Source organism: Lysinibacillus sp. ZYM-1, from assembly GCF_001308875.1.
GTDB lineage: Bacteria > Bacillota > Bacilli > Bacillales_A > Planococcaceae > Lysinibacillus.
The window spans coordinates 196,219-207,619 of sequence record NZ_KQ465110.1 but is presented as its reverse complement, the minus strand read 5'-3'; the positions used below and the strand labels follow the sequence as shown (position 1 = coordinate 207,619).

General features: G+C 36.3%; 9 protein-coding genes. 2 read left to right on the top strand and 7 right to left on the bottom strand.

Annotated features, from left to right (window positions below; all coding sequences use genetic code 11):
• Positions 1 to 362: 362 nt before the first annotated feature.
• From AO843_RS06255 to dnaA, 7 genes are all read right to left on the bottom strand, one after another.
• The gene (locus AO843_RS06255) at positions 363 to 1,445 is read right to left on the bottom strand and encodes an HD-GYP domain-containing protein (protein ID WP_054610270.1); all 1,083 of its coding nucleotides are present in this window, start codon (positions 1,443 to 1,445) and stop codon (positions 363 to 365) included.
• A 142-nt stretch (positions 1,446 to 1,587) separates the two neighbouring features.
• Complete coding sequence (gene gyrA, locus AO843_RS06250) at positions 1,588 to 4,053, bottom strand: DNA gyrase subunit A (RefSeq protein WP_054610269.1); 2,466 nt, start codon at positions 4,051 to 4,053, stop codon at positions 1,588 to 1,590.
• A gap of 25 nt (positions 4,054 to 4,078) precedes the next feature.
• Complete coding sequence (gene gyrB / locus AO843_RS06245) at positions 4,079 to 6,013, bottom strand: DNA topoisomerase (ATP-hydrolyzing) subunit B (RefSeq protein ID WP_054610268.1); 1,935 nt, start codon at positions 6,011 to 6,013, stop codon at positions 4,079 to 4,081.
• A 92-nt stretch (positions 6,014 to 6,105) separates the two neighbouring features.
• Complete coding sequence (gene recF / locus AO843_RS06240; RefSeq protein WP_054610267.1) at positions 6,106 to 7,221, bottom strand: DNA replication/repair protein RecF; 1,116 nt, start codon at positions 7,219 to 7,221, stop codon at positions 6,106 to 6,108.
• Positions 7,222 to 7,224: 3 nt separating this feature from the next.
• Positions 7,225 to 7,449 carry a S4 domain-containing protein YaaA gene (gene yaaA, locus AO843_RS06235; protein ID WP_012291830.1) on the bottom strand — a complete coding sequence of 75 codons (225 nt, stop codon included), beginning with the start codon at positions 7,447 to 7,449 and terminating at the stop codon, positions 7,225 to 7,227.
• Between the two features lie 111 nt (positions 7,450 to 7,560).
• Positions 7,561 to 8,697 carry a DNA polymerase III subunit beta gene (gene dnaN, locus AO843_RS06230; RefSeq protein WP_054610266.1) on the bottom strand — a complete coding sequence of 379 codons (1,137 nt, stop codon included), beginning with the start codon at positions 8,695 to 8,697 and terminating at the stop codon, positions 7,561 to 7,563.
• Positions 8,698 to 8,867: 170 nt separating this feature from the next.
• Positions 8,868 to 10,217 (bottom strand): chromosomal replication initiator protein DnaA, encoded by a 1,350-nt coding sequence (gene dnaA / locus AO843_RS06225; protein ID WP_054610265.1) that lies wholly within the window; start codon positions 10,215 to 10,217, stop codon positions 8,868 to 8,870.
• 539 nt (positions 10,218 to 10,756) lie between these two features.
• On the opposite strand from dnaA, the gene rpmH reads away from it, so the two are divergent.
• Together rpmH and rnpA are read left to right on the top strand one after the other, a co-directional pair.
• Complete coding sequence (gene rpmH / locus AO843_RS06220) at positions 10,757 to 10,891, top strand: 50S ribosomal protein L34 (protein WP_004233310.1); 135 nt, start codon at positions 10,757 to 10,759, stop codon at positions 10,889 to 10,891.
• A gap of 100 nt (positions 10,892 to 10,991) precedes the next feature.
• The gene (rnpA, locus tag AO843_RS06215; protein WP_054610264.1) at positions 10,992 to 11,336 is read left to right on the top strand and encodes a ribonuclease P protein component; all 345 of its coding nucleotides are present in this window, start codon (positions 10,992 to 10,994) and stop codon (positions 11,334 to 11,336) included.
• The last annotated feature ends 65 nt before the right edge of the window (positions 11,337 to 11,401 follow it).

Genomic DNA, 11,401 nt, shown 5'->3' with positions numbered 1-11,401 from the left:
ATCAATTTTGATGTCCAAAATTTTGTTTCGTTTACTAGCAAGGCTAGTTACTAAAAACTATATTGATTACGTTTTGCTTGTTCAGTTTTCAAGGTTCATGTTCTTCATTTCAGCGTCACCTCTTGGCGACTCATTAATAATATCAAGATTCTACAACTATGTCAACACTCTATCAAAAAATATTTCAATAGATTATATTTTGGTGATTCCAACACTCTATTGTAAGTACTAAATTAAATTCGCTTTTACATTAGAAGAGGGCGATGCAGACTGAATATGTATTACTTTATATAGTAATATACTTCGATTTATCCACCTTTATTTGAAAATAAAAAAGGCAGCCATAGTAATGGCTTGCCTTTCTACAGATTTGTGATGATTCTAGAAATATAAAAACTTCTATTTTTTCCTAAATCAAAAATTTCTCCTGTATGAATTAATTTAATGAGTGGACGTGTTGGTGCAAACTTATTAACAAACATGACTTCTCCACGCTCTAAGTTAGAAAGTTCAACGATTGTACCTATAGGAAGATCGGCAACAATATCGATCAGTGCACGTACCACTTTAATATCAAACTTACCAAACTCAGATTCATTAATCATTTCTATAACTTTAAACGAAGACTGCTTAGATCTGTATACTCGTTCACACGTCATGGCATGAAAAACATCTGCCACGGCAATGATTTGTGCAAAAATAGAGATATTAGCAATCTTTTCGCCCTTCGGATATCCACTACCATTTAACCGTTCATGGTGTTGGAATATCGCCTCTTTCATGGTTTCTTTTAAAATTGTTAGATCCTTTACCATGTTGTAACTATAAATAGGATGTTTATAAATTTCATCAAATTCTTGCTCAGTTAGCGGTGTCTTTTTATCTCGAATACGAGGATGTACTTTAGCCATTCCACAATCAGCTAATAACCCACCTATTGCTACTTGTATTGTAGTCCCTCTATCATAACCAAGCTTTTGAGCGACAACCGAGGAAATCAAGGCTGTTGCTACACAATGGTGATATAAATAATCTTTAGGATTGGAATACTCATTTAAATCAAAAATAATAGTGCGATCTTCTAGAACCATCTCTACTAAAGGCAATATAATTGTTCTTGCTTTTGCAATCTCTACCTTTGCACCAGCTTCCCAATTCTTAAATTCCTTTTTAAATTGTTCAATAGAATGATTATAAGCCTTTCTAAAAGTCGGGATTTCCTCTATTACAACTTCTACATCTATTTCTTTCTTTTCTGAACGATTGTCGTTTTGATTTTTATAAACAGGGACATTAAAAATATTAAACGCCTGAAAAACTTGCAAATGCACATAGGAAATCATTGTATCTTTAAAGATGATAGGATACTGTGTATTAGCAAAAATATCTTCAGAAATTACTCTACCAACGCCTAACTCTGAAATCGGAACATGTATAGTTTCCATGAAATGAACACCTCTCCACTTTAACTTGCTTCAAATAAGGTACTTTCATTTTATCATGGAATTCAAAATAATTACTTATTTTTCATTATTTATGATAAAAAAAACGATGAACGACATGAATGCTGTCGTTCATCGGTATAAATTATTCCTCTATTTCCTCTTCATCTTCCGGAGACTCTTCTTCTTTTTCAACTTTAGCCACAGTTGCAACCAATTCGTCATCCCCTAAGCGAATTAAACGAACTCCCTGCGTGCTACGCCCAATTAATGAAATATCATTAATATCCATACGAATAAGCATACCGTTAATGGTAATAAGCATAAGATCCTCAGAACCATCAACTGTTTTCACAGCCACCATCGGACCATTTTTATCAGTAATTTGCATTGTTTTTAATCCAACGCCACCACGGCTTTGCAAACGATAGTCATCTTCAGAAGTACGTTTACCATAACCTTTTTCAGTAACTACTAAAATTTCTTGTCCTGGTTCAATAATCTCCATACCTACTACTTCGTCACCGTCACGAAGTTTAATTCCTCGGACACCACCAGCTGTACGGCCCATGGAGCGAATATCATCTTCTTGGAAACGAACAAGCATACCATCACGTGTACCAATGATAATTTGCTTATCCCCATCTGTTAAACGAACAGAAATAAGATCATCATCTTCTCGTAAACTGATAGCTATTAAACCATTTGTTCGGATGTTGGCAAATTGTGATACAGGTGTACGTTTGGTAACACCCGTTTTAGTTGTAAAGATAAAGTATGCATCTTCATCAAATGATCCAACGCGGATCATAGCTGTTACTTTCTCGCCTTTATCTATATTGAGCAAGTTAACAATCGGTAGCCCTTTAGCTGTACGCCCAAACTCTGGAATTTCGTAACCTTTTGCTCTAAATACCTTACCTTTGGAAGTAAAGAATAGGATTGTATCATGTGTAGAAGTATTCATAAGATGCTCTACAAAGTCATCTTCGTTTGTACCCATTCCTTGTACACCGCGACCACCGCGTTTCTGACTACGATATGTATTCGCAGCTAAACGTTTAATATAGCCGTTATGCGTTAAAGTAACAACTGAATTTTCAACAGGAATTAAATCCTCATCCTCAATCATTTCGATACCACCAGATGTAATTTCAGTACGGCGTGTATCACTAAAGCGATCTTTCAGCTCTAAAATTTCAGTACGAATGATATCAACAATCTTAGCTTCATCTGCTAAAATTTCCTTTAATTCAGCTATCAGAACTTGAAGCTCTTGATATTCCGCTTCAATTTTTTCGCGCTCTAACCCACTTAAGCGAACTAAACGCATATCTAAAATTGCTTGAGCTTGTCGCTCTGATAAATTAAAACGCTCCATTAATTGAGGCTTCGCTTCTTCACCACTACGTGAACCACGAATAATCGCAATTATTTCATCAATATGATCTAATGCAATTCGCAAGCCTTCTAAAATATGAGCACGGTCTTCTGCTTTTCGAAGTTCGAATTCTGTACGACGGCGAATAATGACTTTTTGATGCTCTAAATAATGGTATAGCATTTCTTTTAAGCCTAATACCTTTGGCTGACCATTTACTAATGACAGCATATTGATACCAAAGCTTGATTGCATAGCTGTTTGTTTATATAGATTGTTTAAAACTACATTAGCATTTGCATCTTTTCGTACCTCAATAACTACTCGCATACCACGACGGTCCGACTCATCACGTAGATTCGTAATACCATCTATTTTTTTATCACGTACAAGCTCTGCAATTTTTTCAATCAGCTTAGCCTTATTTACTTGGTATGGTAACTCATGAACAAGGATAGTTTCCTTACCATTTGCCTTTTGCTCAATTTCCACCTTCGCACGAATAATGATAGAACCACGACCAGATTCATAAGCTCTACGAATACCACTACGGCCTAAAATTAATCCGCCAGTAGGGAAATCTGGGCCAGGGATGATTTCCATCAATTCCTCTGTTGTAATAGCTGGGTTTTCAGAAAGTGCTATAACTGCATCAATGGTTTCTCCCAAATGGTGAGGAGGAATATTTGTGGCCATACCAACAGCAATCCCTGCAGCACCGTTTACCAATAAGTTTGGATAACGACTTGGTAAAACAATCGGTTCTTTTTCAGAGCCATCATAGTTATCTGTATAGTCAATTGTATCTTTATTGATATCACGTAGCATTTCCATTGCAATTTTAGACATACGTGATTCTGTATAACGCATAGCTGCAGCTCCGTCACCATCAACAGAACCAAAGTTCCCATGACCGTCAACAAGCATGTAACGATAGCTAAAATCTTGCGCCATACGTACCATAGCATCATAAATGGAAGAGTCGCCATGTGGATGGTACTTACCCATAACATCCCCAACAATACGTGCTGATTTTTTGTAAGGTTTATCTGCTGTATTTCCTAACTCCTGCATCCCATATAAAATACGACGATGTACTGGTTTTAATCCATCACGTACATCAGGTAATGCACGTGAAACAATTACACTCATTGCATAATCAAGAAAGGATGTTTCAATCTCTTCTGTAATATTAATTCCTTTAACACCGGAGCGTTCTTGTTCTGACAAAGTGTAGACCTCCTCTCAAGAAAAATTAGATATCTAAATTAGCGTAAACGGCATTTTCCTCGATGAATTGACGACGAGGTTCAACTTCATCGCCCATTAAACGCTCAAATGCTTGGTTAGCTTTAATTGCATCATCTAATTCTACTTGTAATAATGTACGGTGCTCTGGATCCATTGTAGTATCCCAAAGTTGTTCAGCATTCATTTCACCAAGACCTTTATAACGTTGTACATTCGGTTTTGGCATTTTTGGTAGTCGTTCTAAAATTTCTTTTAATGTTTCATCATCGTAGCAATATTCTACATGCTTACCTTGTTTCACCTGATAAAGTGGTGGCTGAGCAATGTAAATATAGCCTGCCTCTATAAGTGGACGAAGGAAACGGAAGAAGAATGTTAAAAGCAAAGTACGAATATGTGCTCCATCAACATCAGCATCTGTCATGATAATGATTTTATGATAACGAGCCTTCTCTAAATTAAATTCTTCCCCAATACCAGTACCGAATGCTGTAATCATGGCACGAATTTCTGCATTCGATAAAATTTTATCTAAACGCGCCTTTTCAACATTGAGAATTTTCCCACGTAAAGGTAAAATCGCTTGGAAGTGACGATCACGCCCTGATTTAGCTGATCCACCGGCAGAATCACCCTCAACAATATAGATTTCACATTCAGCCGGATTAGTTGAAGAACAGTCCGCTAATTTACCTGGTAAGCTTGATACTTCAAGTGCGTTTTTACGACGAGTAAATTCACGTGCCTTTTTGGCTGCGACACGAGCGCGAGCCGCCATTAAACCTTTCTCGACAACTTTGCGAGCAACAGTTGGATTTTCCAACATAAAACGTTCAAAGCCATCTGAGAATAAAGAGTTAGTAATTTGACTTACTTCTGAGTTCCCTAGCTTTGTTTTTGTTTGCCCCTCAAATTGAGGATCTGGATGTTTAACAGAAACAATAGCTGTTAAGCCTTCGCGTACATCCTCACCTGTCAAATTGGCATCAGCTTCTTTCAACAATCCACCTTTTCGTGCGTAGTCATTAATGACGCGTGTAAGAGCTGTTTTAAAACCAGACTCATGTGTACCACCTTCATACGTATTAATGTTATTAGCAAATGAAAAAATATTAGAAGAGAATCCGGCATTATATTGCATAGCAATCTCAACCGAGATACCATCTTTTTCTCCAAGTACATCAATCGGATCATGAATAGGCTCTTTAGATTGATTTAGGTGCTCAACATATGAACGAATACCACCTTCATAGTGATATGTAGTTGAACGTTCCTCTCCTTCACGTTCATCAGCAATAGTAATCTTGATACCGCGATTTAAATATGCCAATTCTCGAATACGATGGGCTAAAATATCATACTCATAGACAGTAGTTTCTTTAAAAATTTCTGGGTCAGCTTTAAAACGTGTTGTTGTTCCGTTGTGATCTGTATCACCAATAACTTTTAGTTCTTGTATCGTTTTTCCACGTTGAAATTTGATTTCGTGAATATGACCTTCACGGTGAACTTGGACAATTGTTTCAACAGAAAGAGCATTTACAACTGATGCTCCTACTCCATGAAGACCACCTGAAACTTTATAGCCTCCACCGCCAAATTTACCACCAGCATGTAAAACCGTCATGATAACTTCAACAGCTGGCTTACCCATCTTTTCTTGAATGCTAACTGGAATACCACGACCATTATCTTCTACGCGAATCCAGTTTTCTTTTTCAATCGTTATTTGTATATCTGTACAAAATCCTGCAAGTGCTTCATCGATACTATTATCAACAATTTCCCATACTAAGTGGTGAAGCCCTTTTGAGCTTGTTGAACCGATGTACATCCCTGGTCTTTTACGTACTGCCTCTAAACCTTCTAATACCTGTATCTGATCGGCCTCATAAGCTTGGTTTTGTAAACCTTCGTTCTCTATAGCCACGGCTTTCATCTACTCCTTCATAACATCATTGTGTGTAAATGAATGAACAGTCAACCGAGCTGACTATTACCATTCTTTTGTAATCTAAAAAACTACCCTGGCTAACTTTTTTCAATCGCACCTTGTTTCACGTGGAACAGTTGAGCCTGCTCCATTGTTTCATGATGAATTCCATCAACACTTGTAGTTGTGACAAAGGTTTGGACTTCACCTTGAATGGTATTTAATAAATGCGATTGACGATAATCATCGAGTTCCGACAAGACATCATCTAAAAGTAGTATGGGTGTTTCATTTGTTTCTTGTTTAATTAATTCAATTTCAGCAAGTTTTAAAGACAATGCAGTTGTACGCTGCTGTCCTTGTGAGCCATAAGTTTGCACATCATAGCCATTTACTAAAAACTGCAAATCATCACGGTGTGGACCAACTAATGTCACACCTCTGTCAAATTCACGTTCTCTTGCTTCAATCAATTTTTGATGTAAAGTATTTTCAATTTCACTAGAAGAATGTTCTTTTTCTATTCCAGCTACCGTACGATATTTTATAACGAGCGTTTCCTTCCCTTGCGATATACCTGCATGTATGGGTTCAGCCCACTCCTGTAATAAATCCATAAATTGAAATCTTTTACGAATAATTTGGGTAGCAGCATGAATATATTGTTCATTGTAGACCTCATACATCACATCATTTGCCATGGACTTGCCTTGGTTCATCTTTAAGAAATGGTTACGTTGTTTTAAAACTTTTTGAAAGGTTAATAAATCATGTAAATAGACAGGCGAAATTTGCCCAATCTCCATATCAATAAAACGCCGGCGTATTTGCGGACTACCTTTTACAACGTTTAAATCTTCTGGTGCAAACATAACGACGTTCATTTGGCCAATATAATGACTAAGACGACTTTGCTCTATATGATTTATCTTGCCCTTTTTACCTTTCTTTGCAATCGTAAGCTCAATTGGTAAAACACCATGTCTTTTTTGAACGGCCCCTTCTATTTTACCATAGTCTGAATCCCAACGTATCAATTCTTTATCGTTCGTTGTTCGGTGGGATTTAGCCATCGCTAATACGTAGATAGATTCCATAACATTTGTTTTCCCTTGAGCATTTTCACCAATGAAAACATTAATCTTTGGAGAGAAGTTCAAAGCTAAGGCATCATAGTTACGGTAATTTGTAAGTTTTATTTGCTCAATATACATAATTTACTGCCCAGTTGGTCCTACGATCTGAAAACGACCACAACCTGGAATATTGACAACGTCTCCGTTGCGTAATTTACGACCTCGACGATCATCTACTTCTCCATTTACATACACAGCATTTTCTTGTAAAAACCACTTCGCCATTCCACCTGAACTAATGGCATCAGATATTTTTAAAAGCTGCCCTAACGTGATGAACTCCTCATCGATTTTAATGTCCTGCATAGTGTGTTCCCCTCCAAATACAGACTGTCTATCTCTCTATCATACCTAAAATTCCGCCATAAGTAAAAAAGATAGCCGCAAATAGCGACTATCTTAACAGTTCTTAATTTCTTAGTAAGTTCGTACAGGTAAAATTAATTGTAAAATAGCATCATCATGAACCGAACGTAAAATAAACGGTCTCATTGCGCCTGTAAATTGAATCACTACATCCTGGCCATCGATTGCTTTCAATGCTTCCATCATGTATTTTGCACTGAAAGAAATTTTTAAGCCTTCCCCTTCTAATGATTCTACAGGAATTTCTTCTTGAACTTTGCCTATTTCAGGAGAATTAGAAGAAACCTCAACTGCTTGATGATCCAAAATTTCAAAACGGACAACATTATTACGATCACCTCGTGCTACAAGTGAGGCACGATCTATTGCTTGTAATAAAGATTTACCGTTAATCGTTAAATTAGTTTGATATTCTTCAGGAATTAAACGAGAAGTATCTGGGTAATTACCTTCAAGTAAGCGAGAGAAGAATAATACATCGCCTGTTTTAAACAATACTTGCTGACTCGTAATTACGATTTGCACAAGGTTTGTAGAATCCTCTAGTACTTTATTTAATTCATTTAAACTTTTCCCTGGGATAACGACGCTATGTTCAACTTCTGGTAAATTCTCTAGTTGCACTTTACGTCTTGCTAATCGATGACTATCTGTTGCAACACAGATTAATGTTTCATTTTTGATCTGCCAGTTTACACCTGTCAACACGGGTCTACTTTCTGAAGTAGCAACGGCAAACACTGTTTCACGGATAATTGTTTTTAAGAGATCAGCAGGAATAGTAAATTTTTGATCTTCCGTTAACTCTGGTAATAGTGGGTATTCTGCAGCATCAGAGCCAATTAAGTGGAACTCAGATTTACCTGAACGAATATGAGTTTGGAAACCAGGTGTTACTTGAATCTCAACATCATTTGTGGGTAATTTACGTACAATTTCATTAAACATACGTGCTTGTACAACAATAGATCCTGTTTCTGCAATGTGAATAATTTGTTGTCCATCTTCCTCAACAGGAATAAATGTTTGAATCGTAATATCGGCATCACTACCTGTTAAGCGAATACCTTCGTCTGTTACATCAATTTTAATCCCTGTTAAAATCGGAATAGTTGTTTTAGAACTTACTGCTTTCATGACATCATTTAAACCCTCTAATAAACGGTCACGTAAAATATCAAATTTCATTCGTTTTCCCTCACATATTTATATTATTTATTTATATAAAATAAAAAAGATATAGTAATAGGCCCTGTGGATTTGTGGATAAGTGCCTTTTTATGAATAAAATCAGTCTATCCACATGTAGATAGACTGTGTATAAGTTTGTGTTTAAATAGTAGGATTGTCCACAGCGATTACTTCCCTAGCATGCTACGAATTTGTTTAACATCTTGTTGAAGCTGGACGTCATTTTTCAACAAAGATGATATTTTTTCGTGAGCATGAATAACCGTTGTATGATCACGACCCCCAAATTCTTCGCCTATTTTCGGCAGCGAAAAATCTGTTAATTCGCGTGATAAATACATGGCAACTTGGCGAGGAAAAGCAATTAATTTTGTACGCTTTTTTGCCGTGAAATCTTCTAATCGAATACTAAAATGTTCTCCTACTGCATTTTGAATGTCTAATATTGTCACAGTCCGTGGCTTTGCGTTTGGAATGATATCCTTAAGGGCCTCGGCAGCCAATGTGGCATTAATATCTTTATTTACGAGTGAAGAATAGGCAACGACGCGAATAAGCGCACCTTCAAGCTCCCTAATATTGGAGTCAATCTGGTTCGCAATATAGAGCATTACTTCATTCGGTACCTCTAATCCATCTGCTTTTGCCTTTTTACGCAGAATAGCAATACGGGTTTCCAAATCAGGTGGCGCAATATCAGTTATTAATCCCCATTCAAAACGTGAACGTAGCCGATCCTCTAATGTTGGAATTTCTTTAGGAGGCCTATCACTCGATATAACAATTTGTTTAGATTCTTCATGTAAAGTATTAAAAGTGTGGAAAAATTCTTCTTGAGTTGATTCTTTTCCAGCAAGGAATTGAATATCATCAATTAGCAGTACATCCACATTGCGGTATTTATTGCGAAAATCAAGTGCTTTGTTATCACGAATAGAGTTAATAAATTCATTTGTAAATTTCTCAGATGATAAATAGACTACTTTTGCATTAGGATTATGCTCTAATACATAATGACCAATTGCATGCATTAAGTGCGTTTTACCAAGCCCAACTCCCCCATAGATGAAGAATGGGTTATAAGCCTTCGCAGGTGCTTCAGCAACTGCTAGAGAGGCAGCATGTGCAAAGCGGTTACCAGAGCCAATAACAAACGTATCAAAAGTATACTTCGGGTTTAACATACCTGGTGAAATATCATGGTGATCGTTATTTTTTGCTTGGATAATCGGCGCTGGCAAATCGAAATCGTCCGAATCCTGGTTTTTTTGAACAACAAATTTAATAAGCAAGTCTTCGCCTGTAAGCTCCGTTAATATACCTGTAATCAAATGAATATAATGATTCTCAAGCCAATCTCGAGCAAACGAATTTGGCGCAGCAATAGTCACAGTCGAACCACTACCGTTGTAGGAAAGTAATTTTGTAGACTTTAGCCACGTTTCGAAGCTTGGTTTAGAAATTTTTTGTTCAACTTGAGCCAGGACATTATTCCATAATTCTTCTAAATGTTCCAAGCTACTAATCTCCTTTACAGTGTTCAATACAAAAAAAAAATCGCATTTATAGAAATGGTAAATACGTTCATTTTACTACTCGTCCACATAATCACAAGTTGTGGATAAAAGTTAACCAAAGGCTGTGATAAAAATTATCCACATTATATTAACAGTTGTGGATAATTAAAATGTTCATTTTAGTTTTCAACAAAGTGAAGCACAGTAATCGTATCAGAAAAACAAAGCTATTTCAATAGTTTGTGAAACTTATCCACACACCTTATAGTTATGCACTTTGGAGTTGTCCACAAGCACTTGGTATGTGAAAAACCTGTAGATAATTGTTGTGGATAAAAAATAATGCAAAAAATACTATACACAACTCTGTGTAAAAAAAACAAGTAATCTGTGGATAATTTTTTTGTTGCAAAATAAATACATAGAATGATTTGTCGAAAGAAATTTATGAAATTCATTGACAAAATAGCTAGATACTTTATATAATATTCGAGTCTGTATGTTGAAAAATTCAACTCATTCAGGAGGTGTCTATATAAATGAAACGTACTTACCAACCAAAAAAACGTAAGCACAGCAAAGTTCACGGTTTCCGCGCACGTATGAGCACGAAAAACGGTCGCAAAGTTCTTGCTGCTCGTCGTCGTAAAGGCAGAAAAGTTTTATCAGCATAAAATAAGTCCACTGAGCCACATCAGTGGTCTTTTTTTTCTTTATTTTTGGTAAGCCTAGAAATGAGGATCAAAAGATATTATCTATTAGCAGGTGAAAGAAATGAAAAAACGCCAAAGAGTGAAGAAAAATGATGATTTTCAAAAGGTGTTTAAAAAAGGTAAATCTTTCGCTAATCGTCAGTTTGTTGTTTACTTTTTAGCAAAAGAGGGACAAATTGAATTTCGTGTAGGTTTATCGGTTAGTAAAAAGCTTGGGAATGCGGTAACACGCAACCAAATAAAACGCTATATTCGACATAGTATTCATGATTTAAAAGATGATTTAAAGACGAATATGGATTATGTTATTATCGCCAGACAACCGGCGGCCACTATGGATTTTCATGAAGTGAAACAAAGTTTGCAACATGTACTAAAAATCGCAAAGGTATTGAAGAAAGTGTAATGTATGCAACCAAGTGGTAAAAGTACGCCTTTATTATTAGTTATAAAAAATAGAGCGAATTTGCA

Bases quoted from the DNA above. Each gene is read 5' to 3' on its own strand.
- AO843_RS06255 (WP_054610270.1), bottom strand. From the start codon at position 1,445: ATGGAAACTATACATGTTCCGATTTCAGAGTTAGGCGTTGGTAGAGTA.
- gyrB (WP_054610268.1), bottom strand. From the start codon at position 6,013: ATGAAAGCCGTGGCTATAGAGAACGAAGGTTTACAAAACCAAGCTTAT.
- recF (WP_054610267.1), bottom strand. From the start codon at position 7,221: ATGTATATTGAGCAAATAAAACTTACAAATTACCGTAACTATGATGCC.
- yaaA (WP_012291830.1), bottom strand. From the start codon at position 7,449: ATGCAGGACATTAAAATCGATGAGGAGTTCATCACGTTAGGGCAGCTT.
- dnaN (WP_054610266.1), bottom strand. From the start codon at position 8,697: ATGAAATTTGATATTTTACGTGACCGTTTATTAGAGGGTTTAAATGAT.
- rpmH (WP_004233310.1), top strand. From the start codon at position 10,757: ATGAAACGTACTTACCAACCAAAAAAACGTAAGCACAGCAAAGTTCAC.
- rnpA (WP_054610264.1), top strand. From the start codon at position 10,992: ATGAAAAAACGCCAAAGAGTGAAGAAAAATGATGATTTTCAAAAGGTG.